The 24,660-nt window shown below is 40.9% G+C and carries 21 protein-coding genes, 2 tRNA genes and 3 rRNA genes; 19 read left to right on the forward strand and 7 right to left on the reverse strand.

The annotated features are described in order from the left end of the window. The first annotated feature begins 120 nt into the window (after positions 1 to 120). From rplM to ACGTJS_RS08215, 11 genes are all read left to right on the forward strand, one after another. On the forward strand, positions 121 to 549 hold the full coding sequence (gene rplM / locus ACGTJS_RS08165; protein ID WP_315043346.1) for a 50S ribosomal protein L13: 429 nt from the start codon (positions 121 to 123) through the stop codon (positions 547 to 549). 10 nt (positions 550 to 559) lie between these two features. Continuing rightward, complete coding sequence (rpsI, locus tag ACGTJS_RS08170; protein ID WP_315043347.1) at positions 560 to 946, forward strand: 30S ribosomal protein S9; 387 nt, start codon at positions 560 to 562, stop codon at positions 944 to 946. 453 nt (positions 947 to 1,399) lie between these two features. Next, entirely contained in the window at positions 1,400 to 1,987 is a 588-nt protein-coding gene (gene petA / locus ACGTJS_RS08175; RefSeq protein ID WP_315043348.1) for a ubiquinol-cytochrome c reductase iron-sulfur subunit, read from the forward strand. A gap of 22 nt (positions 1,988 to 2,009) precedes the next feature. After that, positions 2,010 to 3,227, forward strand: coding sequence for a cytochrome b (locus ACGTJS_RS08180; protein WP_410473249.1), 1,218 nt, complete (start codon positions 2,010 to 2,012; stop codon positions 3,225 to 3,227). Then, the gene (locus ACGTJS_RS08185; protein ID WP_315043349.1) at positions 3,227 to 3,943 is read left to right on the forward strand and encodes a cytochrome c1; all 717 of its coding nucleotides are present in this window, start codon (positions 3,227 to 3,229) and stop codon (positions 3,941 to 3,943) included. The genes ACGTJS_RS08180 and ACGTJS_RS08185 overlap by 1 nt, the downstream gene beginning before the upstream one ends. A 95-nt stretch (positions 3,944 to 4,038) precedes the next feature. Further along, on the forward strand, positions 4,039 to 4,674 hold the full coding sequence (locus ACGTJS_RS08190; protein ID WP_315043350.1) for a glutathione S-transferase N-terminal domain-containing protein: 636 nt from the start codon (positions 4,039 to 4,041) through the stop codon (positions 4,672 to 4,674). Positions 4,675 to 4,765: 91 nt separating this feature from the next. Then, positions 4,766 to 5,230: a ClpXP protease specificity-enhancing factor gene (locus ACGTJS_RS08195; protein ID WP_410471709.1), complete on the forward strand. Its 465-nt coding sequence runs from the start codon at positions 4,766 to 4,768 to the stop codon at positions 5,228 to 5,230. Between the two features lie 317 nt (positions 5,231 to 5,547). After that, positions 5,548 to 6,315, forward strand: a complete 768-nt coding sequence (locus tag ACGTJS_RS08200) for an ABC transporter substrate-binding protein (RefSeq protein ID WP_410471710.1) — start codon at positions 5,548 to 5,550, stop codon at positions 6,313 to 6,315. A 161-nt stretch (positions 6,316 to 6,476) separates the two neighbouring features. Beyond that, positions 6,477 to 7,553, forward strand: a complete 1,077-nt coding sequence (locus ACGTJS_RS08205) for an ABC transporter substrate-binding protein (RefSeq protein ID WP_410471711.1) — start codon at positions 6,477 to 6,479, stop codon at positions 7,551 to 7,553. A 153-nt stretch (positions 7,554 to 7,706) separates the two neighbouring features. Next, the gene (locus ACGTJS_RS08210) at positions 7,707 to 8,615 is read left to right on the forward strand and encodes an ABC transporter permease (protein ID WP_410471712.1); all 909 of its coding nucleotides are present in this window, start codon (positions 7,707 to 7,709) and stop codon (positions 8,613 to 8,615) included. Between the two features lie 12 nt (positions 8,616 to 8,627). Continuing rightward, the gene (locus ACGTJS_RS08215) at positions 8,628 to 9,422 is read left to right on the forward strand and encodes an ABC transporter ATP-binding protein (RefSeq protein ID WP_315043333.1); all 795 of its coding nucleotides are present in this window, start codon (positions 8,628 to 8,630) and stop codon (positions 9,420 to 9,422) included. Positions 9,423 to 9,429: 7 nt separating this feature from the next. Here ACGTJS_RS08215 and ACGTJS_RS08220 read toward each other — a convergent pair whose 3' ends face one another. Next, positions 9,430 to 10,476: a hypothetical protein gene (locus tag ACGTJS_RS08220; protein ID WP_315043332.1), complete on the reverse strand. Its 1,047-nt coding sequence runs from the start codon at positions 10,474 to 10,476 to the stop codon at positions 9,430 to 9,432. 182 nt (positions 10,477 to 10,658) lie between these two features. Between ACGTJS_RS08220 and ACGTJS_RS08225 the strand changes: the two genes are divergently transcribed. Further along, positions 10,659 to 10,994: a hypothetical protein gene (locus tag ACGTJS_RS08225; RefSeq protein WP_410471713.1), complete on the forward strand. Its 336-nt coding sequence runs from the start codon at positions 10,659 to 10,661 to the stop codon at positions 10,992 to 10,994. 228 nt (positions 10,995 to 11,222) lie between these two features. Here the strand turns inward: ACGTJS_RS08225 and ACGTJS_RS08230 are convergent, their stop codons facing one another. Both ACGTJS_RS08230 and ACGTJS_RS08235 read right to left on the reverse strand, forming a co-directional pair. After that, a complete protein-coding gene (locus tag ACGTJS_RS08230) occupies positions 11,223 to 12,245 on the reverse strand; it encodes a hypothetical protein (RefSeq protein WP_410471714.1) in 1,023 nt (340 codons plus the stop codon). An 18-nt stretch (positions 12,246 to 12,263) separates the two neighbouring features. Then, positions 12,264 to 12,785, reverse strand: a complete 522-nt coding sequence (locus ACGTJS_RS08235) for a DUF2799 domain-containing protein (RefSeq protein ID WP_410471715.1) — start codon at positions 12,783 to 12,785, stop codon at positions 12,264 to 12,266. An 85-nt stretch (positions 12,786 to 12,870) separates the two neighbouring features. On the opposite strand from ACGTJS_RS08235, the gene ACGTJS_RS08240 reads away from it, so the two are divergent. Then, positions 12,871 to 13,578, forward strand: a complete 708-nt coding sequence (locus ACGTJS_RS08240; RefSeq protein WP_410471716.1) for an AAA family ATPase — start codon at positions 12,871 to 12,873, stop codon at positions 13,576 to 13,578. A gap of 275 nt (positions 13,579 to 13,853) precedes the next feature. On the opposite strand, the gene ACGTJS_RS08245 is transcribed toward ACGTJS_RS08240, so the two are convergent. Further along, positions 13,854 to 14,414, reverse strand: a complete 561-nt coding sequence (locus tag ACGTJS_RS08245; RefSeq protein ID WP_315043327.1) for a FixH family protein — start codon at positions 14,412 to 14,414, stop codon at positions 13,854 to 13,856. Positions 14,415 to 14,546: 132 nt separating this feature from the next. Further along, on the reverse strand, positions 14,547 to 15,944 hold the full coding sequence (gene ccoG, locus ACGTJS_RS08250; protein ID WP_410471717.1) for a cytochrome c oxidase accessory protein CcoG: 1,398 nt from the start codon (positions 15,942 to 15,944) through the stop codon (positions 14,547 to 14,549). 645 nt (positions 15,945 to 16,589) lie between these two features. Between ccoG and ACGTJS_RS08255 the strand changes: the two genes are divergently transcribed. From ACGTJS_RS08255 to rrf, 5 genes are all read left to right on the forward strand, one after another. Then, positions 16,590 to 18,118: ribosomal RNA gene (locus ACGTJS_RS08255) — 16S ribosomal RNA — on the forward strand. Positions 18,119 to 18,172: 54 nt separating this feature from the next. Beyond that, a tRNA-Ile gene (locus ACGTJS_RS08260) sits at positions 18,173 to 18,249 on the forward strand. Positions 18,250 to 18,252: 3 nt separating this feature from the next. After that, positions 18,253 to 18,328 (forward strand) — tRNA-Ala (locus tag ACGTJS_RS08265). 287 nt (positions 18,329 to 18,615) lie between these two features. Next, a 23S ribosomal RNA gene (locus ACGTJS_RS08270) occupies positions 18,616 to 21,470 on the forward strand. A gap of 124 nt (positions 21,471 to 21,594) precedes the next feature. Next, positions 21,595 to 21,707: ribosomal RNA gene (rrf, locus tag ACGTJS_RS08275) — 5S ribosomal RNA — on the forward strand. Together the 16S, 23S and 5S rRNA genes with 2 tRNA genes alongside form the textbook arrangement of a ribosomal RNA operon. Before the next feature lie 122 nt (positions 21,708 to 21,829). Here rrf and ACGTJS_RS08280 read toward each other — a convergent pair. After that, positions 21,830 to 22,735, reverse strand: coding sequence for an Hsp33 family molecular chaperone HslO (locus ACGTJS_RS08280; RefSeq protein WP_410471718.1), 906 nt, complete (start codon positions 22,733 to 22,735; stop codon positions 21,830 to 21,832). Positions 22,736 to 23,002: 267 nt separating this feature from the next. Between ACGTJS_RS08280 and ACGTJS_RS08285 the strand changes: the two genes are divergently transcribed. After that, positions 23,003 to 23,989, forward strand: a complete 987-nt coding sequence (locus ACGTJS_RS08285) for an amino acid ABC transporter substrate-binding protein (protein WP_410471719.1) — start codon at positions 23,003 to 23,005, stop codon at positions 23,987 to 23,989. A 75-nt stretch (positions 23,990 to 24,064) separates the two neighbouring features. On the opposite strand, the gene ndk is transcribed toward ACGTJS_RS08285, so the two are convergent. Further along, positions 24,065 to 24,496 carry a nucleoside-diphosphate kinase gene (gene ndk / locus ACGTJS_RS08290; RefSeq protein WP_410471720.1) on the reverse strand — a complete coding sequence of 144 codons (432 nt, stop codon included), beginning with the start codon at positions 24,494 to 24,496 and terminating at the stop codon, positions 24,065 to 24,067. Positions 24,497 to 24,660 lie beyond the last annotated feature (164 nt).

Below are 24,660 nucleotides of genomic sequence, written 5' to 3' on the forward strand. Positions count from 1 at the left end.
ACTCACTTTGACATCTTGCAACTATTTGTCAGAACGCTTATAATACACGTTCTAATTTTGAGAGCCCTCGTTTCCCAGACACTCACTCTCAACTATTAACTTAATTTAAGGTTTTTAAACATGAAAACTATCAGTGCTAGACCACATGAAGTGACTCACGATTGGTATATCGTAGACGCTGAAGGTAAAACGCTTGGTCGCCTAGCGAGTGAAATCGCATCTCGCTTACGTGGTAAGCATAAGCCATCATACACACCACACGTTGATACAGGCGATTATATCGTTGTTATCAATGCGGATAAAGTTGCTGTAACAGGCAAAAAAGCCCAAGACAAAAAATACTACCGTCACACAGGCTATCCAGGTGGTATTAAAGAAACTAATTTCACAAAATTAATCGCACACAAACCAGAAGACGTACTACACAAAGCCGTTAAAGGTATGTTGCCAAAAGGCCCATTGGGCTATGCGATGATTAAAAAGCTAAAACTGTATGCAGGTACTGAGCATCCACATACTGCTCAACAACCTCAAGTATTAGACATCTAAGGAGAAACACATGGAACGCAACTACGGTACAGGTCGTCGTAAAACCTCAACAGCTCGTGTGTTTTTGTCTGCAGGTTCTGGTAACATCATCGTAAATGGTAAACCACTTGACGAATATTTTGGTCGTGAAACTTCTGTGATGGTTGTACGTCAGCCATTAGAATTGTTAGATTCAGCAGACAAATATGATATCTATGTAACTGTAAAAGGTGGCGGTATCAATGGTCAAGCAGGTGCAATCCGTCATGGTATTACTCGTGCGTTGATTGATTCTGACGAAACATTAAAACCAGCACTAAAAGAAGCAGGTTTTGTAACTCGTGATGCTCGTGAAGTTGAACGTAAAAAATTGGGTTTACGCAAAGCTCGTAAACGTCCACAATACTCAAAGCGTTAATTTTATATTGCGTTTTTGTTGTGCAATTTTACAAAAAAAGCCCTTGTTTTTCGCAAGGGTTTTTTATTTTTTCATTTTGTAATTTATTTTATTACAAAAATAGCTTAAAATATGTATAATTCTTAAAATTTAGGCAAAGCAACAGTAGCATTTAATTCGCAACTGATTTAAAATAACCATATATTTATTGTGGTTATGTTATTATATGTTTTTGTGATAAATTTTGTGATGTGTTTATCTGATTTATCATATAAATTTTATCGTGATGTAATCAATAATCTTTTTTTTAATGGTTTTGACCTATCCTTAATAATGGGTTATTAGAGTTGATTTATTTGATTCTGATTTGACCACAGCCAATTTAGTAGCCATTAATGTAGCCACATTTAGCCATGTTAATAGTTTTGCTATTAGGTGAGCGATGGATTAAACATTAAGCTGGAGGAAGTATTAATGAGCCATGCCGAAGGCGTTGATTTAAAACGCCGTAGAGTATTAATCGCATCAACTGCCGCGATGGGGGCAGTAGGTGTTGCAGCGATTGCAACGCCGTTTGTTCGTTCTTGGTATCCGAGTGCAAAAGCAGAAGCCGCTGGTGCTCCTGTAACGCAGGATATCAGTAGTATTGACGCTGGACAAATGGTGGTTGTGAAATATCGTGGTAAGCCCATCTATATTGTTAAGCGTACAAAAGAGATGATGGACAATCTAGCCAAGGTCGAAAGTAGCCTTGCTGACCCAAATTCTGATGGTTCGCTACAGCCAGAGTATTGTAAAAACCAATCACGCTCTAAAGATAATTCTGAAGTGTTGGTGTGTGAGGGGGTTTGTACGCATTTGGGCTGTGCACCTGCGTTCCGTCCTGAGGTTGGTGCTGCTGATTTAGGTGGTGCTAGCTGGCTTGGTGGGTTCTTCTGCCCTTGTCATGGTTCAAAATATGACTTGGCAGGTCGTGTGCTTAGAGGGCAACCTGCACCTCGTAATTTGCCGATTCCAGACTATAATCTCAGCGGTACGATTTTAACGGTGGGGGTAGCTTAAGATGAGTATGGGTAAAAGATTGATGAATTGGGTGGATGCACGCTTTCCTGCGACTGAAACCTATGAATATCATATGTCAAAATACTATGCACCAAAAAACTTTAACTTTTGGTATTTTTTTGGTGTGTTGTCAATGGTGGTTTTGGTAAACCAGTTGGTAACAGGTATTTGGCTAACCATGATGTTTAATCCAAGTGCAGAAGGTGCTTTTGCTTCTTTGGAATATATTATGCGTGATGTTGAGGGCGGTTGGTTAATCCGTTATATGCACTCAACGGGGGCTTCGGCATTTTTCGTTGTGGTTTATTTGCATATGTTCCGTGGTCTTCTTTATGGTTCTTACAAAAAACCTCGTGAGCTTGTTTGGCTGATTGGTATGGGTATTTATCTGTGCTTGATGGCAGAGGGCTTCTTTGGTTATTTGTTACCTTGGGGTAATATGTCATTTTGGGGTGCACAGGTTATTTTGAACTTGCCTGCGGCGATTCCTTTTATTGGTGATGCGTTGGGCGAATGGGTAAAAGGGGATTATATTATCTCTGGTATTACTTTGAACCGTTTCTTTGCATTGCACGTTGTGGCGATTCCTTTGATTTTGGTCGGTTTGGTATTTGTGCATTTGGTTGCTTTGCACCATGTTGGTTCTAATAACCCAGACGGTATCGATATCAAAAAATTAAAAGACAAAAATGGCGTGCCACTAGATGGCGTTGCGTTCCACCCATATTATACTGTGCATGACCTTGTGGGTATTGTGGTGTTCTTTATTGTGTTCTTCTCTGTGGTATTCTTCTTCCCAGAAGGGGGCGGTTTCTTCCTTGAACCACCTAACTTTGAAGCGGCAAATCCATTGAAAACACCTGCACACATTGCACCAGTTTGGTATTATACACCTTTCTACGCCATGCTTCGTGCGACACCTTCTATGTTTGGTTCTGCCTTACCAGGGGTGATTGTGATGGGTGCGTCAATTGCAATCTTATTTGTGTTGCCTTGGTTAGACAAATCACCAGTACGTTCAATCCGCTACAAAGGTATTTTGTCAAAAATCGCTTTGGTTGTCTTTGTGGTTAGCTTCTTAATCTTGGGCTACTTGGGTGTGATTCCATCAAGCAATACAGCGACTTTGGTTGCACGTATTTGTACAATTTTATATTTCTTGTATTTCTTATTGATGCCAATTTATACATCAATTGAAAAATGTAAACAGCCACCTGAACGTGTAACTGGAGGTCATTAATGAAAGCTATCAATAAAGTAATCGCTGGATTGGGACTGACCGTTGCACTGGGGCTTGGAGCAAGTTCTGCCCAAGCTGCTGGCGGTCATGGTTGTGGTACTTATAAAGATGTAGAGGGTAAAGAGCAAACGCTACATTGTGAGTCTGCACCAATTGATTTGACCAATAAGCCATCAATCCAACGTGGTGCTTCTATGTTTATGAGTTACTGTGTGGGCTGTCATACCGCCCAATACGTGCGTTACTCAAAAATGTACAAAGACTTAGATATTCCAAAAGAGTTGGTTGAAAAGTATCTTATGCTAACCACTGACCAAGTGGGCGACCATATCACCGCAAAAATTGACCCTGAACTACAAAGTTCATGGTTCGGTGCGGCACCGCCTGATTTGTCTATGGAAACACGTTTGCGTGGTAATGACTGGGTTTATACTTATTTATTAGCCTTCTATGAAGACCCAAGCCGTCCTTGGGGTTCTAATAATATCGTATTGCCAAATGCCGCCATGCCACACGTTTTGCATGATATGCAAATGAACACGTCAAAAGAACAATACCGCCAAAACATTGGCGATATCGTAAACTTTATGGCGTGGATGGCAGAGCCACAAGCCCATCAACGTAAAATCTACGGTTTTTGGGTAGTGCTATTCTTATTGGCATTGTTAATTCCTGTTTACTTGCTAAACAAAGAATTTTGGAAAGATGTCAAATAATTGCACATTTGCTTATACAAAAAAAGGTAGTTTCGGCTACCTTTTTTTATTTTTAACAAATAACAGCCGAATAAATTTGTGTTAAAATAGGCTTTATGCAAAACCAAACTTTTAATCCGACCAACAAAATTTTATTATATGCCGATGATGGTTATTTAAGCCATCAAGTTCGGTTGGTTTTGCTTGAAAAACAGCTGGAATTTGATGAGATTGGTTTGGACGATGAAGACCGTTTTTTAAATCAATATGAAGATTTAGCCGATTTAAACCCTTATAACACCTTGCCTGTGTTGGTGTATCGGGATTTGATTTTGTATCAAAATTTGGTGATTTTTGAATATTTAGAAGACCGCTATTACCAAAACAAACTTTTGCCAGACAATCCTGCTGACCGAGCCAATTATCGCCAACTGATTTGGCGGATTAATCAAGATTGGATTGCCAAATCGCATATTTTATTGACCCATACCGATACGCTGGATAAAAAACAAGCCGAAATTACTCGCAAAGAATTGACCGATTCGTTGGTAACGTTATCGCCATTGTTTGCTCATAAGCCATTTTTTTTGTCGGACAAATTTGGGCTATGTGATTGTATTTTAGCCAGCGTTTTGTGGCGTTTGGACAAAATGCAAATTGATTTACCCAGTCATTTATGCCGTCCGATTTTAAATTATCAACAACGCATTTTTAGCCGAGAAATGTTCAAAAAAAGTTGTCAGCCTTTGTGATAATTTTTAACAAACTTTATACAAATTGTTTTGGCAAATTTCACAATTGGCTATGTTAATATAATCTTTTTCACTTAAATTTGAGTTTATTATGGATACCATCAATTTAGACGATTTAACCCCAACTCGCCCTTACATGGTCAAAGCCATGTTTGAATGGCTAGAAGACAACCACTTGACCCCTTATATCATGGTCGATACCACCTTCCCCCATGTCGTTGTGCCGACCGAATTTATCCAAGACAACCGCATTGTGCTAAGCATTGCCAACCGTTCTACCCATCAATTTCACATGGATAACGAATTTATCAATTTTCAAGGGCGTTTTGGCGGTGTGTCAAAAGAAATTTGGGTGCCATTTTATGCGGTGATGGGTATTTATGCCAAAGAAAGCAATCATTTGGGTATGTTTTTTGACCCCAACGAATATGACGGACAGGATTTGGAAAAAACGGCAAAAACCAATGCCAATCACTCATCAAAAGATGATGGACAAAAAGAAAAACCAAGCCGTCCACGCCGCGAAAATACCGCAGGATTAAAGGTATTAAAATAAAGTGTTTTTTTGTAAAAATTTACTAGGCGATTGTAAAATAAACTGCTAAAATAGATGTTAAGTGTTTTGTTAAAAATGATAACTTTAAGTTATGGTTTTTAATATTTTATTGATTCAACATTTCACAATATGGGGCGTTTTTGTGTTGATAACATCTCGTAAATTTTTTTGGCAACATTTTTTGCAATATCATGTGGCGATTGGCGGTGTGTTGGGTGCGTGTTTAGTCTTGACTGCTTGTAGTTAGTCAACTTCAGAACAACAACCCACCAAAGACAACGCCCAAACCGCAAGCGTACAGCAAGCCACGCCTGTCAATGCTGAGAAAAAACATTGCGGTAACAGCGATTGTAGACCACCCAGCACTTGATGCGGTGCGAAAAGGCATGATTGAGCAGTTGGCAACCGAAGGCTATGCCGAAGGGCAAAATTTGACGATTAATTATCAATCGGCACAAGGTAGCAGTGCGACCGCAGGGCAGATTGCCAAGCAGTTTATCGCTGATAAACCTGATGCGATTGTGGCGATTTCTATACCGTCTGCACAGCCGATCGTCGCAGGGACGAGTAGTATTCCTATGATTTTTTCGGCAGTTACCGACCCTGTTACCGCAAAACTTGTGCCAAAACTTGATGGTTCTGGCACGAATGTTACAGGTGCGTCCAATGCCATTCCACTTGAGCCACAGCTTGAATTTTTCAAACAAGTGTTGCCAAATGTGAAAAATATTGGCTATATTTATAGCCCTGCGAAAGTCAATTCTACCGTGATTTTAAAAAATCTAAAAGCCAAAGCAGGCGAAATGGGGCTAAATGTCATTGATGCGACTGCAAATTCTAGCACTGAGATTGCGATGGCAGGGCGTAGTTTGGCAGAAAAAGTAGATGTCATTTACACACCAACGGACAATCATGTGATGTCGGCGTATGAAGCTTTGGCAAAAGTGGCGACCGAAAGCAAAAAACCACTATTTTCTATGGAAACCAGTACCACATCTCGTGGGGCAGGGGTCGCCATTGGCGTGGATTATTATGAATTTGGCAAAGAAACAGGCAAAATCGTCAGCCAAGTGTTAAAAGGGTAGTATTCCTGTTTATAAAGTGAACAAATTAAATATTTTTGTCAATCCAAAAGTGGCAAGTTCTCAAGGTTTAACCATTCCGCAAGCCGTCATTGACAAAGCCGATAAAGTAGTAGAATAATTTTTGATATAGATAAAAAGTTAAAAATATTTGGAGAATTATCATGTTTTACCCAACCTTATTAACAAAAAAATTTAGCAAAAGCGTGTTGGTCGGTAGTATCTGTTTAGCAGGGCTTGTCGGCTGTAGCCAACCAAGTGGACAAGGCGAAACAGCCAAAGCCGACAGCACCAATGCCAGTACACCAACGACTGCACCTGCTTCAACAGATACAAGAACGGTCGCCATTACCGCAATCGTGGAGCACCCAGCATTGGATGCGGTGCGTGAAGGCGTGATTGAGCAGTTGGCAAAGGACGGCTATAAAGAAGGTCAAAATTTAAAAATCACCTTTCAATCAGCACAAGGCAACACCGCTACCGCAGGGCAGATTGCCAAACAGTTTGTGGCGGACAATCCTGATGTGATTGTGGCGATTGCCACGCCATCGGCACAGTCTATGGTCGCTGCGACCAAAACCATTCCTGTGGTATTCTCAGCCGTTACTGACCCTGTAGCAGCCAAACTTGTACCATCGTGGGAAGCGTCTGGTACGAATGTATCCGGCGGTTCGGATATTTTGCCACTTGAGCCACAGATTGAATTGATGAAAAAAATCGTGCCAACGGTTAAAAATGTCGGTTATGTGTATAGCCCCGGTGAAGTTAATTCCACCGTTGTGTTAAAACAATTACAAGAAAAATTAAAACCAATGGGTATCAATGTCGTGCCAGCCCCTGCACAACGTTCAACCGATATTCCACAAGCGACTCGCAGTTTACAAGGCAAAGTGGATTTGATTTATACCTCGCTTGATAATAATGTGGTCGCTGCATACGAAGCCTTGTATCAAGCTGCCAAAGAAATCAAAGTACCATTGGTTGCCTCAGACGCAGGCTCTGTACCTCGTGGTGCGGTAGCGGTAATGGGCGTGAATTACAAAACATTGGGACAAGAAACAGGCAAAATCGTAACTCGTGTGTTAAAAGGCGAACAAGTCGGCACAATCAAACCTGTTACCATGCAAAAGTTAGATTTGTACTTAAGCCCAAAACACGCCCAAGAAGTTGGCATTACTTTGTCGCCAGAATTGTTAAAAGAAGCGACAGAAGTTGAGCCAAAGCCTCAAGCAAAACAATAATTTTAAAAAAAACGTTGTGAAACCGATGAAAAATATGTTAATTTATACGGTTTATGTGATGAACCAAGCCGATTTATCGGCTTGGTTTACTTTGACATCTGACTGCTTACTTGATTAAGCAGTTATTTTATTTATTGGACTTGTGATTTTATTATGTCATTACTTGCTTTTTTTGGTGCATTAGAAAGTGGTTTAATTTATGCACTGGTGGCTTTAGGTGTTTATATTTCCTTTCGTGTTTTGGATTTTCCAGACTTGACGGCTGATGGTAGCTTTCCTTTGGGCGGTGCGGTTGCGGGTGTGTCTATCATTGCAGGGTTTAACCCTTGGGTTGCCTGTATTTTTGGTATGTTGGCAGGCGGTTTGGCTGGCATTGTCACAGCGTGGTTGCACGTCAAATTGGGTATTTTGCAATTGCTTGCCAGTATTTTGGTGATGGTGGCGTTGTATTCGGTAAATTTACGCATTATGGACGCACCGAATTTGCCTTTGCTTGGTGAACCCACCGTTTTTGAAGGGCTTGTCAATGACAGTAATGGCTTTTGGATGCGATGTGCGGTGATTGGCGGTGTGGTGATTGGGGTAAAACTGTTGTTAGACTGGTTTTTTAGCACCGAAACAGGACTTGCCATGCGTGCCACAGGTTCAAATTTGCGAATGTCGCAAGCACAGGGCATTCATACGTCTCGCACTATAATCATTGGTATGGCGATTTCTAATGCCTTGATTGCATTGGCAGGGGCGTTATTTGTGCAGACCCAAGGCGGTGCGGATATTTCTATTGGGGTGGGTACGATTGTCATTGGTTTGGCGGCGGTGATTATTGGTGAAACCATCATGCCATCAAAACGTATGCTATTTATCACATTGTCGGTGATTATCGGTGCGATTTTGTACAAGCTGTTTATCCAAATTGCATTATCTAGCGATACCTTACGAGAAATCGGTTTTGGACCGCAAGATTTGAACTTAATTACAGCGTTACTGGTGGTGATTGCGTTAATTTTGCCAAAAATCAAAGCCAATGTTCTTAAAAAACGTACAAAAAACGTACAACCATAAGGAATTATCACCATGATGCAAGCTGAAAATTTACGTTTAACGTTTAATGCAGGCACGCCGATTGAAAATCCTGCGTTGCGTGGCATTAGTCTTCGCATTGAAGAAGGCGAGTTTGTTACTGTTATCGGTACAAACGGTGCAGGAAAATCCACTTTTTTGAACACCATTGCAGGTACAATCAAAGTAGATAGTGGCAAAATTTCACTAAACGGCATTGACGTAACCAAAAAATCTGCCCACGAACGAGCCAACTGGGTCGCCCGTGTATTCCAAGACCCAATGGCAGGCACTTGCGAAGGTTTAACCATTGAAGAAAACATGGCATTGGCGTACAAGCGTGGCGAAAGTCGCTTTTTAAAATCGGCATTGAACAGCAAAAACCGAGAAATATTCAGAGAAAAACTGGCGATTTTAAAATTGGGCTTGGAAAACCGTTTGACCGACCGCATGGGGTTATTATCGGGCGGACAACGTCAAGCGGTGAGCCTACTGATGGCAAGTTTGCAACCATCAAAAATCCTACTGCTAGATGAACACACCGCCGCCCTTGACCCAAAAACCGCCAGTTTTGTACTGCAATTGACCGACAAAATCGTCAAAGACAACAACTTGACCGCCATGATGGTAACGCACTCCATGCAACAAGCCTTGACACATGGCACACGCACAGTGATGTTACACCAAGGGCAAGTCGTCCTTGATGTGTCAGGTGAACAACGGCAAGGCATGACGGTGCATGATTTGTTAGATATGTTTGAAAAAACTCGTGGCGAAGTGATAGAAGACGACAGTTTAATTTTAAGTTAATTTAAAATTAAAAATGAATTTTTCTAAACAAACCTTTGATTTTTTGTTTAAATACTTGATAAATTAAGGTTAATAAAATTAACATAAAAATCACCTTGGCAAGCTGTTTTTTGCGGGGTGATTTTTTATTGTGCGTCAATTTTTGATTGTTAAAAGTCAATCTTGGATAATGTTGCCATTTTGGTAAAAAGATTAACTGTTGTTGATTAAAATCCAAGGTGCGTAACAAGTCATACATGGCTTGACGTTTTACCAAATAACCCTGCACAAAGATGACCGCCTCGTAATGCTCTCTAAAGGTCAAATAATCTATCAAATTTTTGTCACGATTTAACACTTCTAACAAAAAAATGGCATTGGCGTGTAGGTTTTTTTTGGCAATGGTGTCATCAATTTTGGTCAAAATAGCAGAATCTTGCCACAACAACGCCGTGTTATGCTCATACTTTTCGGCTTTAACATTAAACAAAGTTTTGCGTTTGATTTTTAAATCCATGCCAATATAAGTCACGGTCAAAATAAATTTGGCTTTTTTGCGTTTGCCTTCTTTGCCCAAAAACTCAAGGCGAGCTTGGTCATCTTGGTGATGGTGTAGCCGATAGGTCAGCACGATATCCGCCGATTTTTGTACTTTGGGCGGTGGTTTTGGCGTGACAGGCGGGTGGGCGATTTCGGGTGGCTTTTCTACCAAATATTGTTGATAATAAATCTCGTACTGCAATTTTGCCTGCTCGCAGTCGCTTTCGGTAACTGTCCATGCCAAATTTTTGTGATAATTGGTCGGTAAAATGGTAACGACTTTGCCCATGCGGTGGTCTTGAATGGCGACAAAACAAGTGTCATCTTTTGGGCTATAAAACAACAAATGTTCACGGTGAAACCCTGCGTGCGAGCCAAGCCGAAAATAACCATGATTGTCAAGCAAATGGTTCATTTCGTTGGGCTGTAGTTGGGTGCGTTGCCGTAGGCGTAAAATGGCGTGTTCCGACAAATAGCTAAAACGACTTGCTTGAACAGGGTGTTTTGCCATTTTTTTCTTGCGTTTTTTTGCCATTGTTGTGCCTTTTTATGGTTAAAATATTTGGAAAAATTGGGCGAAAAATAAAATCTTTCTAAGTATTATAGTCCAAAATTTGATAAAGTAAAGATAACAGAATATTGCCAATCATTTACAGATTTTTACACTGAAGTTTGGTACAATAACACCATAGTTTTTTTAAATTTTAAGGATTAAAAATGGTTGATTTAAAATCTTTGTTTGTCAAAGCAGTTGAGGACAAAACCCTAAACGTCAGCGAATATATTTTTATGCCTGAGCGTGTGGACATGGTGGTGCAAGATGGGCGTTTGAGCTGTGTGCTAAATAGCGATGGCAAAGTGGACTTTATTTATCACAAAAACGGCATTACCGAAGTGCGTTCTGGTTTGCGAAAAAGCCCGTTTACTTCATTTCGCAATGAATTACATTATGGTGTGTATGATGATATCGTGGAAGAAGTAATTGAAGCGGTGGAAAAAATCACCAACACCAAGTCCAAATATTTTAATTTTGCTACAGAAGATGTGCAATAACATTTAACAAAAAATGTTCAAAAAAATGGACGTGTTATGTATGCGTTCATTTTTTTACTTGATTGTTAAAATGTTAAAATTTAGGTCACTCTCAACAACACCCTCCCCCAGCCCCTCCCAATGGAAGGGGAGTTCCCTCCCCCTTGAGGATGAGAAGCACTGCTTCGCAAGAGGGTGGGGCAATAAAATCAATAAATTAGATTTATGATTTAAGAATTAAAAATTTGTTTAAAAAATCGCTTCTAATCGCAATAAACCACCGATCTTATGGTCACGGTTTTCACGCTTGTTGTCTAAATAATCAATATCAGTTTGCAAAAATAACCAATCTTTCCAAATCGGTTGTCGCCATGAAGCGACCACGCCTTTGCGGTTGGTTGTCATTTGATTGTCATTGATATGACCGTCCGTATATAAGCCATAACTAAACTTTCGTTGATTTTTATAAAAATGCGTGTGCAAAAGTGATGAATTCCAATCAAAATCATCATCGCTGTTGTCTTGATAATGAACATTGAACGGCAAACTAATCGTGGTATTGCTGTCTTGTTGATAATTGACTTCCCAATAACTAAAAAATTCGTTTTTATCACGCTTGCTATAACGGTAGGTTTGCTCGGTAAACAGCCGTGTTTGCTCGTTTAATTGCCAATCTTTGCTCGCTTGCACCTTCGCAAAAATGTTGCCATGCGAACGAATACCAATGTCAAAGTCGGTGTCAAACGGCAATTTTTCACTAAAATCCGACCAACGCACCGCCAAAGACGAATGTTCTTTGACATCTTGTTTAAAAGTGCTGTTTGGGTCTAACTGATTTTGGGGTAGTGGGGCGTGAATGTTGGTACGATTTGCCACATCGTCAAGACGCTCGTCCCCAAATACGATGCTTAGTCTACGTTCTAACGTGGGTAGTTTGACTTTGCCTCGCACGCGGATTTTACTGGTCGTGCCGTCCGTTTCATTCCAACTGGTGTCCGATATCAGACGCAAACTGGCATTGGCAGGTTTGTTTGGGTCGGTTGTGCCAAACCAATCATCCATTGTTTGAGCTATTTTATCAAGGATTTTGCCTGTTTGTTCGTGTTTTTTATCTACCCAACTGTTATTTGGTTGTTCTTGGGGTAAAAAAATACCATAATTTTTGTCAAAATCATTTGGCAAAACATGGTTATCTTGATTAATCTCTTGAGCAAATGCCAATATCGGCAAACTTGTCAAACCGCATAGTATTGTTTTTAAACAATTTTCCATAAAAATCCTTTTGCAAAATTATGGCGTGGTTTTGGTATCGGCTGGCAAATCCACATAATTTGGCAATGTTGGGCTGACAAATCGGCGTGGCAACATCAAACCATAAGGATAACGCCCCCAGCCAAACGGATACCAGTCGTTATAATAAAAATCCTGCAAGGCACGCTCACGCTGATAATGGGCATAGCCCTCGTCATGCGATTTTAACAAATCCAGCGTCATATCAGGTGGACACACATTGTTAAAGGCAAAGCCCTCTCGCCCAAGTTGATAGGCACGCAAAGGCGTACAATATTTTTGTAAACCCGCCTCACGCCCTTGTTGCCACTCGGTTTTTACGACAGGTAAGCTACCGCACGCCTCACGGTGTTTTTGGATAAAATCCGCCGAACGCCCCAACAGCCCATCTTGATAACCAATCGCCTGCCAGTTGGCAGATTGGCATTGGGTGGTGGTTAAAGTGGGTTTTGGTGTGGTGGCACAGCCTGTTAAACTGAATATGGTCAAGGCAACAGTACAAAACAGCATTTGATTTTTCATCAAAATTCTCATCATGAAAGTTATATGTTATTATAAAATAAATAAATGATTTTTTGTAACGTTTTTGACAAAGGGGCATAAAAATATGAATAAAATTTTGATTGCTAACCAAAAAGGCGGTTGTGGCAAAACTTCCATCGCAACCAATCTTGCCACTGCTTTGGCAAATCTGTATACCGATGAGCAACAGATTTTTTTGGCAGATACCGACCCACAAAAATCCAGCCTGCGTTGGCTAAAAATTCGCCCAAAAACAGTCGCACCGATTACCGCTTTGGACTGGCGGGATGAGCGAAATATCGGCAATCTGCCTGAAAATACTGACAAAAATGATTGGCTGATTATTGATGGACAAGGGGCGATGGGGGCGGAAAAACTGGCACAACTGGTGGCTGAATGTAAAATTGTGTTGATTCCCGCAATACCGTCTTTTTTTGATGTGGACAGTACCAAACGGTTTTTAAAGAATTTAGAAGAAATCAAACGGGTCAAAAAAGGCAAAGTGGCGATTTATTTGGTGGCTAATCGGGTGCGTAGTCAGTTTTTGTTAGATGGCGAACCGACTGATAAGGCGTTGCAGATGTTTGATAAAATCGGTGAAATACCGTTGGCATGGATTAGCGAGCGGAGTATTTATCAGTTGTTGGCGGAGCATGGGTTGTCGGTGTTTGATAAAACCCAAAAACCGTATCGTGAAATGCAACAACAATGGCAACCGATTTTAGATGTGTTGATAGATGATACACAGGTGTTAAAAGAAAAAATCGTCAAAAATAGCGTTTGGTATGAGTGATTGGGTTTGCATAGATTAGCAGTCATTATATACTACAAAAAAAACTAACTTATTGTAAATTATCAAGAAAAACTAAAATAAAAAATCACAATTGTGAATCAAGCCAAATATGTTTTAAGAAAACACAATGACATTGATAAGTAACAATTTCTATTTTTATCAAAAATAAGTGGCATTGCTTCGTAAGGTTTCGCTTTAACTCTATGTTAAACATCTTAAAAGTTAAAAGCTTTACGAAAATGGCGTGGAATTTAATCCTAATCTATTTTAACCACTTATTTTTTGTCGTCAAAAGACGTTAAGGGGGCAAATTTTACCGCTTGATTGCTTGGCAATTCGTGGGTGGTTTGCAGTCGCCAATTGTTGTCTGGGTTATGGACGATGATATAATATTTGCCTTTGCCATCGTCTAGTTGTACTTGCCCTGTGTAGGTGATTTGTGGCGAATTGGCTTGACGTTTGATAACAAAATCACGGTCTTTTTGGATTTGGGTGGCGTGCGAAATTTGTACATTTAATGTATCAGGGATTTTAAAATCAGGTGATTGGCTGGGGTGTAATACAAAACTGACATTTTGTTGGTTAATTGTCATTTCGCCTGACAATTTTAAATCATGTGCCAATTTATCTTTTGATACATCTGCGTACAGGGTTTTGCCGTCCATATACCAGTCATCACGCACGGTAGAATCTTTGATTTGCACCGAATAAAAAATAAACCAAATACAGGCAATGACCACAAATACAGGAATGCCAATGACAAAAATCCAAACCATATAATTTTTGTACCAAAGTTTTGAGATGGGTTTTTGTTGGGTATCGGTTGAATTTGACATAACATTTCTCAATTTTTTAAAAGTATTATTATAACAAAAAATCATTATAACAAAAATTCGCACAAAATTTTTTATAAAACTATGAAAAAAGCCAACTTTTTATCAAGTTGGCTTTTATAAAAATCAACATTATTAATCTGTGGTAAAGACATTTTCTTTAACAGCTTTATATTTACCACCATCATCAACGCTGACAACCTCAAGCTGAATTGGTGTTTTGCTTTGGGTAATCACTTTAGGGTCGCCGATAATACTGATTGGCATATCATAACTCTCACTTGGCTCAAGTGGAATGGTTTTAAAACGGCTGTCTAAACTCAAACCATCTTGTGGCAACAGACGAATGCTGTATTCGTGTGCCTGCTGAGTTTTGTTGGTAATTTTAATAATATAAGTATTTTCCACCATGCCTTGAGCGTTCACCGATGATAATTGGTTACGGTCTCGGCGAATGTCTAGCTGTAACGGCACACGACCTGATAAGGTAAAAATCGCTCCTGCAAATAATGCTGTCAAAACAAACATATAAGCAAACAAACGTGGACGTAAAATCTTACTTGGTTGATTTTCTTCTAACTGACGCTCAGTAGAATAACGAATCAAACCACGTGGCAAACCGACCTTATCCATAATGTCATTACACGCATCAATACACGCTGCACATTGAATACACTCAACTTGCAAACCATCACGAATATCAATTCCAGTCGGACACACCTGCACACACATTGTGCAGTTTACGCAGTCGCCAAGACTTGGGTCTTCTTTGCCTTTTTTTCTTGCCCCACGTGGCTCGCCACGCTTATAATCATACGACACAATCAAAGTATCTTTGTCAAACATTACACTTTGGAAACGACCGTAAGGGCAAATATGCGTACACATATGTTCACGCATATAACCTGCATTAATATAAGTACAAAACCCAAAAATAAACAACGAAGTCCAAGTTAGCGTACTCCAGTTTGGCACAGGAATACCCGCAAGCGTTGCCCAACTATGGTACATATAATCCGTACCCACCGCATAACTGGTAAAAGTCGTTGCCGTAATAATCGCAATCAACACCCAAATAACCTGAACAATCCCACGCTTGAGAATCTTCTCACCATTCCAAGGCTGTTTATCCATCTTAAATTGCTTATTACGCTCACCAATCACCAACTTTTCAGTATATTGATACATATGCGTCCAAATCGTCTGCGGACACGCATAACCGCACCATACACGACCTGCATAAACCGTCACAAAAAACAACGAAAACGCCGCAATAATAAAGAAAAACGCAAAGAAAAAGATATCTTGAGGCAAAAATGTCATGCCAAAAATATAAATACGTTGTCCTGTAAAATCAAACCAAATCGCCTGACGACCTTCATAACGAATCCAAGGCAACACCAAAAACAGCACAAACAAAAAATACATACTGACAACACGGATATTTTGATAAAAACCTGTCACAAAACGAGGGTGAACCCGCTTTTTAGTCGCATCAATCTCATGTACAGGAATATAATTATTATCAGCCATAATATTATCCTATTTTATTCAAATAAAGACTATATAAATAACAAGCTAGCAAATAGAAAAAAACTAAAAGCTGGCAAAATATATATCTATTATACACCAAAACCATCCACAAAGCCCAACAAATAATAACCAAACAAAAAAATTGAAAAATTAAAACAATAAAACCTTTAAAAACAAAAACTTATACAAAAATCATAAAAATATTTGAAAATAACCCAAAAAACTATTGACACCCCCAGCTAAAAACTATAAAATACGCACCCACAGACGGACGAGCTAACTAAAGGCGAAAACAAAGCTTTAACAGAGTGAGAAAGTCAAAACTTTTGAAAAAAAGTAAAAAATACATATTGACAACATAAAATAACATGATAAAATATGTATCTTTCCTATTCAGACGATGAAAGGAACAAAAAACTCAATAAAAGACAAGAAACACAAAGACAACTTGTGTAGGTTTTCATACTTGTGAAGAAATAAATGGATAGAGAAGTTAAAGTCTTTTTTAGTAGATAAGCTAGCAATAGTTTATCTATTAAGCAGGAATAGCGAAGCACTATAGAAATAAGTTTATTTATAAATTACGAGTAAGAAGAACTTCGGAAGATGAATTTGAGCTAGTAATAATAAATGAGCGAGAAGATTGAACTGAAGAGTTTGATCATGGCTCAGATTGAACGCTGGCGGCAGGCTTAACACATGCAAGTCGAACGATGAACCCTAGCTTGCTAGGGGGATTAGTGGCGAACGGGTGAGTAACATTTAGGAATCTGCCTCATAATGGGGGATAGCTTGGGGAAACCCAAATTAATACCGCATACGACCCATGGGTGAAAGATGGCATAAGCTGTCGTTATGAGATGAGCCTAAAATGGATTAGCTAGATGGTGAGGTAAAGGCTCACCATGGCGACGATCCATAGCTGGTCTGAGAGGATGATCAGCCACACTGGGACTGAGACACGTCCCAGACTCCTACGGGAGGCAGCAGTGGGGAATATTGGACAATGGGGGGAACCCTGATCCAGCCATGCCGCGTGTGTGAAGAAGGCCTTTTGGTTGTAAAGCACTTTAAGTAGGGAGGAAGACCTAATAATTAACACCTATTAGGAATGACGTTACCTACAGAATAAGCACCGGCTAACTCTGTGCCAGCAGACGCGGTAATACAGAGGGTGCGAGCGTTAATCGGAATTACTGGGCGTAAAGCGAGCGTAGGTGGCTAATTAAGTCACATGTGAAATCCCTGGGCTTAACCTAGGAACTGCATGTGATACTGGTTAGCTAGAGTATGTGAGAGGGGTGTAGAATTCCAGGTGTAGCGGTGAAATGCGTAGAGATCTGGAGGAATACCGATGGCGAAGGCAGCACCCTGGCATAATACTGACACTGAGGTTCGAAAGCGTGGGTAGCAAACAGGATTAGATACCCTGGTAGTCCACGCCGTAAACGATGTCTACTAGCCGTTGGGGTCCATGAGACTTTAGTGGCGCAGTTAACGCGATAAGTAGACCGCCTGGGGAGTACGGCCGCAAGGTTAAAACTCAAATGAATTGACGGGGGCCCGCACAAGCGGTGGAGCATGTGGTTTAATTCGATGCAACGCGAAGAACCTTACCTGGTCTTGACATAGTGAGAATCCTACAGAGATGTGGGAGTGCCTTCGGGAATTCACATACAGGTGCTGCATGGCTGTCGTCAGCTCGTGTCGTGAGATGTTGGGTTAAGTCCCGCAACGAGCGCAACCCTTTTCCTTACTTGCCAGCGGGTAAAGCCGGGAACTTTAAGGATACTGCCAGTGACAAACTGGAGGAAGGCGGGGACGACGTCAAGTCATCATGGCCCTTACGACCAGGGCTACACACGTGCTACAATGGTTGGTACAGAGGGTAGCTACACAGCGATGTGATGCCAATCTCAAAAAGCCAATCGTAGTCCGGATTGGAGTCTGCAACTCGACTCCATGAAGTCGGAATCGCTAGTAATCGCGGATCAGAAAGCCGCGGTGAATACGTTCCCGGGCCTTGTACACACCGCCCGTCACACCATGGGAGTCTATTGCACCAGAAGTAGTTAGCCTAACTTAGGAGGGCGATTACCACGGTGTGGTCGATGACTGGGGTGAAGTCGTAACAAGGTAGCCGTAGGGGAACCTGCGGCTGGATCACCTCCTTAACGAAAGCGAGTATGAGAATCTACAACAAGTTGTGAATGTGTTTTACACTAAAGGGGTCTATAGCTCAGTTGGTTAGAGCACTGCCTTGATAAGGCAGGGGTCATAAGTTCAAGTCTTATTAGACCCACCATATGGGGTTATAGCTCAGTTGGTAGAGCGCCTGCCTTGCACGCAGGAGGTCAGGAGTTCGACTCTCCTTAACTCCACCACATAAAGCAGACAAAGTGATTTTAATAATAAAGACCACTTCAATCTGTTTTATCAGAAAATAAATCATTACCTGACGAAGGAATGATAAATCAATAACAACATAGAGAAATGAGTCTGGGTTAACTATTAGTTCCAACAAATAGTTAACCTTAGTAATCAGCTAATCAGTCCCAAACTGGTTAGATAAAAGTGATTACTTAAAAGTAAAGAGAACTGAATCAAGCGTAAACTTAGGTATAAAATCGTTACGAATAATTACCTATATAAAGCATACTTAAGGTTGTATAGTCAAGTAATGAAGTGCACATGGTGGATGCCTTGGCAGTCAGAGGCGAAGAAAGACGTGACAGCCTGCGAAAAGCGTCGGGGAGGTGGCAATATCCTGTGATCCGGCGATATCTGAATGGGGAAACCCGACTATCATAAGATAGTCATCGTATATAATACGAAGCGAACCGGGAGAAGTGAAACATCTCAGTACCCCGAGGAAAAGAAATCAACCGATATTCCCCAAGTAGCGGCGAGCGAACGGGGAGGAGCCGACTGATTATAACTTAGAAGAACGAGCTGGGAAGCTTGACCGTAGAGGGTGATAGTCCCGTATTTAAAAGGTTATAAGAAGCATATTAAGTAGGGCGGGACACGAGAAATCCTGTCTGAAGATGGGGGGACCATCCTCCAAGGCTAAATACTCCTGACTGACCGATAGTGAACCAGTACCGTGAGGGAAAGGCGAAAAGAACCCCTGTGAGGGGAGTGAAATAGAACCTGAAACCGTGTGCATACAAGCAGTCGGAGCGGACTTGTTCCGTGACGGCGTACCTTTTGTATAATGGGTCAGCGACTTATATTCTGTAGCAAGGTTAACCGAATAGGGGAGCCGTAGGGAAACCGAGTCTTAATAGGGCGTCTAGTTGCAGGGTATAGACCCGAAACCGAGTGATCTATCCATGAGCAGGTTGAAAGTGACGTAACAGTTACCGGAGGACCGAACCCACTGTCGTTGAAAAGCCAGGGGATGACTTGTGGATAGGGGTGAAAGGCTAATCAAACTCGGTGATAGCTGGTTCTCCCCGAAAGCTATTTAGGTAGCGCCTCGGACGAATACCATTGGGGGTAGAGCACTGTTTCGGCTAGGGGGTCATCCCGACTTACCAAACCGATGCAAACTCCGAATACCGATGAGTAATATCCGGGAGACAGACAGCGGGTGCTAACGTCCGTTGTCAAGAGGGAAACAACCCAGACCGCCAGCTAATACAAATTCCTAGTTAAGTGGGAAACGATGTGGGAAGGCACAGACAGCTAGGAGGTTGGCTTAGAAGCAGCCACCCTTTAAAGAAAGCGTAATAGCTCACTAGTCGAGTCGGCCTGCGCGGAAGATGTAACGGGGCTCAAACTAGGAGCCGAAGCTGCGGATTTAATTGTTTCAATTAAGTGGTAGGGGAGCATTGTGTAAGCCGATGAAGGTGTATTGTAAGGTATGCTGGAGGTATCACAAGAGCGAATGCTGACGTGAGTAACGACAAAACGGGTGAAAAGCCCGTTCGCCGGAAGACCAAGGGTTCCAGTCCAACGTTAATCGGGGCTGGGTGAGTCGACCCCTAAGGCGAGTGAAAGGCGTAGTCGATGGGAAATTGGTTAATATTCCAATACTTGTTTATGATGCGATGGAGGGACGGAGAAGGTTATGCCAGCCTGGCGATGGTTGTCCAGGTGGAAGGATGTAGTTAGATTGAGTAGGCAAATCCGCTCGATTAGTAATGAGATCTGATAGCAAGCTGTACATGTACAGCGAAGTGGCAAATACCCTGCTTCCAGGAAAAGCTTCTAAGCGATAGTCATAAAGAAATCGTACCCGAAACCGACACAGGTGGTCAGGTAGAGAATACTAAGGCGCTTGAGAGAACTCTGCTGAAGGAACTAGGCAAAATGGTACCGTAACTTCGGGAGAAGGTACGCTGCCGATGGTGAGTAGTCATGCACTACAAAGCTATTGGCAGTCGCAGATACCAGGCCGCTGCAACTGTTTATTAAAAACACAGCACTCTGCAAACACGAAAGTGGACGTATAGGGTGTGATGCCTGCCCGGTGCTGGAAGGTTAATTGATGGGGTTAGCGTAAGCGAAGCTCTTGATCGAAGCCCCAGTAAACGGCGGCCGTAACTATAACGGTCCTAAGGTAGCGAAATTCCTTGTCGGGTAAGTTCCGACCTGCACGAATGGCATAATGATGGCGGCGCTGTCTCCAGCAGAGACTCAGTGAAATCGAAATCGCAGTGAAGATGCTGTGTACCCGCGGCTAGACGGAAAGACCCCGTGAACCTTTACTACAGCTTTACATTGAACTTTGACCTAACTTGTGTAGGATAGGTGGGAGGCTTTGAAGCAGATACGCCAGTATTTGTGGAGCCAACCTTGAAATACCACCCTGGTTATGTTGGGGTTCTAACTTAGAATTAACAAATTCAAGGACAATGTATGGTGGGTAGTTTGACTGGGGCGGTCTCCTCCTAAAGAGTAACGGAGGAGTACGAAGGTGCGCTCAGAACGGTCGGAAATCGTTCGAAGAGTATAAAGGCAAAAGCGCGCTTAACTGCGAGACCCACAAGTCGAGCAGGTACGAAAGTAGGTCTTAGTGATCCGGTGGTTCTGTATGGAAGGGCCAGCCATCGCTCAACGGATAAAAGGTACTCTGGGGATAACAGGCTGATACCGCCCAAGAGTTCATATCGACGGCGGTGTTTGGCACCTCGATGTCGGCTCATCTCATCCTGGGGCTGAAGCAGGTCCCAAGGGTATGGCTGTTCGCCATTTAAAGAGGTACGCGAGCTGGGTTTAGAACGTCGTGAGACAGTTCGGTCCCTATCTACCGTGGGCGTTGGAAATTTGAGAGGATCTGCTCCTAGTACGAGAGGACCAGAGTGGACGAACCTCTGGTGTTTCGGTTGTGACGCCAGTCGCATTGCCGAGTAGCTATGTTCGGATGGGATAACCGCTGAAAGCATCTAAGCGGGAAGCCCACCTTAAGATTAGATTTCCCTAAAGAGCCGTTGTAGACTACGACGTTGATAGGTTGGGTGTGGAAGCATGGTGACATGTGTAGCTAACCAATACTAATTGCTCGTTTGGCTTGACTATACAACGCTTAAGTGTGTTGTTAGTTATTCTGATTTTATATCACCTTGATTTAGTTCAATTTTATTTGCTTTACTTAATATCTTATATGATATAAGTATATCAGACCATTCCTCTATCCCCTTTTGCTGACGATTATAGCTTGTTGGTCCCACCTGATCCCTTCCCGAACTCAGAAGTGAAACAACAATACGCCAATGATAGTGTGGTTCTCCATGTGAAAGTAGGTCATCGTCAGCTCCTTATATCCTAAGCCCCCTCGCAATCGTGAGGGGGTTTTTATTTGACTCAAATTTATCCTTTAAATAAAGGCACAATCTATGAGATTGTGCCTTTGTTTGTTTTAAGAATAGTTGGTGTTTTTAATGAAAGATTTTTTCAATGGAGTTTTTATCAAAATGGTAAACTTTTCCACAAAATCCACAATCTAATCCAATTTGACCACCTTGTTCTTCTACCAGTTGTAAAGCCTGATTTTTGCCAAGTTGAAAAATAGCTGTATGACTTTTTTCTTCTGAACAGGTGCAACCAAAAGCCAGTTTTACTGCTTCGGGTGCAATCACATCTTCTTCATGGTATAGGCGGTATAAGATTTCATTGGCTTCTAATGTGGTTAATTCGTCTGCTTTTAGCGTGTTGGTTAACATTCTTAAGCGAGGAAATAGGTCATTGTCAATCTGTTCTTGTTCGTCTTTGTTATGTGGTAATAACTGCACAAGAATACCACCTGCTTGTTCACCATCGCAAGCAAGATTGATAATGGTTGGGATTTGTACAGATTGTTGTTGATAGTGTGTTAAACAATCTGCTAAATTATCAGCAACTCGTTCTACGATGCCTTGATAACCTTCAGTATTTTGGTTCAGTGGATTTTCAGGCTGAATATTGATAAATAATACACCTTCACCTGCTTTGCCAAGCATGGAAAAAGCATCATTTGCGGTAGTTAAATGTTGCCAATCGCCTTGCCAGTCGGCAAGTCCACGAATATGTCCATTGCTATCACACTCCGCCATTGCCCATTTTAGGCTTGTGGTGTTATCATCTAATGTTTGATTGTTTTGCAGTTGAATGGATAACCGTCCATCTATTTTTAGCGTGCTGATTAACAAACCTGCGGAAACGAGCATTTCTCCCAACAGTTTTTGCAATGCAATTGGATAGTTTTTTTGTTTGATGACATCTTGATAGCTGTCGGCAAGTCTAACGACATCGCCACGGACAGGGCTATTTTCAATAAAAAAACGTTGACGTAAGTTATTTTGCATAAGTTTGATTCCTAATAACAAATGTGAGTTTTATAATGGGGGTATTTTTTTGAATTCAAAGCTAAATTATTTCTCTTTTGAACGGTGAAATTTTACAGACTAATGGAAATAATGGGTTTTTTAAATAAAAAAAGTTTGCTAATTTTGATTTAATCAAATTTGATTTTTTAATTTTTTTTGTAGTAGTTTTTTAAGATTAGTGGTAGAGTAGAATTATTTATATAAATGGATTTTTTCCTTATTGGTCAATCAAACTTTTTAAGGTGAATGGGTGTAGAATTGAAAGTAAAATGTGGTTTTATCATTGTGTTAAATGCAATCATGCTGGTGGGTTGTGGTAAATTAACGATAGAAGACGCTCAACCCACATTAACAAGCAAAAATACAACCTTGGATAAAATTCGTGCAACCAATACGCTTGTGGTCGGTTTTCATGATAGACCTGCACCATTTTCTTATGTGCCAAACGGTAGTGCCACGCCGATAGGTTATGCCATTGATATTGAAAATCATTTGATAAACGCTGTCAAGTTGGCTGTGAATATGCCAAATTTGGACGTACAGTGGAAACGTATTGAAGCCAGTGAACGGATAAACGCTGTTAAAACTGGTATGGTAGATTTTGAGTGCAGTACAATAACCAATACGTTAGCACGTCAACAGGAAGTCAGTTTTTCTATGGGATTTTTTGTGGTAACTTCTAGTTTTTTGGTGCATAAGAATCAAAATTTTACAGGTTATCAAGATTTAAACAATCAAAAAGTTGGCGTTGTTAAAAATTCTGTTTCTGAGAAAATCCTGCACGATTATGTGAAAAATCATGCCACAAAAATCAAAATCGTACAAATAGATTCCGAAAATATTGAAAATGCGTTACAAACAGGCATGGTAGATATGTTGTTTAGCGATGATGTTTTGTTGGCAAACAATCGTATGAATTTGAAAAAACCTGACGAATGGCAAATTGTCGGTGAGCCGAATAATTATGAAATTTATGGCTGTACGCTGGGAAAAAATGATGATACATTTAAAAAAGTGATTGATAACAGTCTGTTAGATTTGTATGCCACAGGCAAAATATATCAGATGTATGATAAATGGTTTAAAACACCACTGCCAAAACTTGGCAAAAATTTAAACTATAGCCTATCAGTAGAAAATGCCAAGTTATTTGCAAAACCTTATGATACGCCAGTACCAAGTGATATTAGCAAAGCCACACAAAATATTTCAAAGGGTTTTAAGACTGATTAACACAATGATGACGTATACCAAAAAAGCGACTGAATATTCAATCGCTTTTTTAATTTTAAAACGTTTGCTTTAAAATTAACGAGTGCGTGGGCAAACTTCGTTGTCCGCAAAGAAGTAAGCAATTTCACGAGCGGCTGATGTGGTAGAATCAGAACCGTGTACCGCATTTTCATCAATGCTGGTTGCAAAATCACGGCGGATTGTGCCTTCGGCTGCGTCTTTTGGGTTGGTTGCACCCATAATATCACGGTGAGCCAATACTGCATTTTCACCTTCTAATACTGATACCACAACTGGGCCTGAAGTCATGAATTTTACAAGGTCGCCATAAAATGGACGCTCTTTGTGTTCTGCGTAAAAACCACCAGCTTTTTCGTCATCAAGGTGCAACATTTTTGCTGCAACGATTTTTAGACCTGATTTTTCAAAACGGCTGTAGATTTCGCCGATGTGGTTGCCACCAACTGCGTCTGGTTTGATGATTGAAAGGGTACGTTCAATTGCCATGATAGTATTCCTATTTTGGGATAAAGTTTAAAAAAATGTATAAAAATAATCAAGATTGAAAAATCAGCGTTGATTATCTGCCTATTATAATCAGATTGTTAAAAAATTACACTAAAAAATCACTTTTTTTGCAAAAAATTTAATTTTTTATTGCAAAAATAATT

The organism is Faucicola mancuniensis, from assembly GCF_046523945.1.
In the GTDB taxonomy this organism is placed as follows: Bacteria; Pseudomonadota; Gammaproteobacteria; order Pseudomonadales; family Moraxellaceae; genus Faucicola; species Faucicola mancuniensis.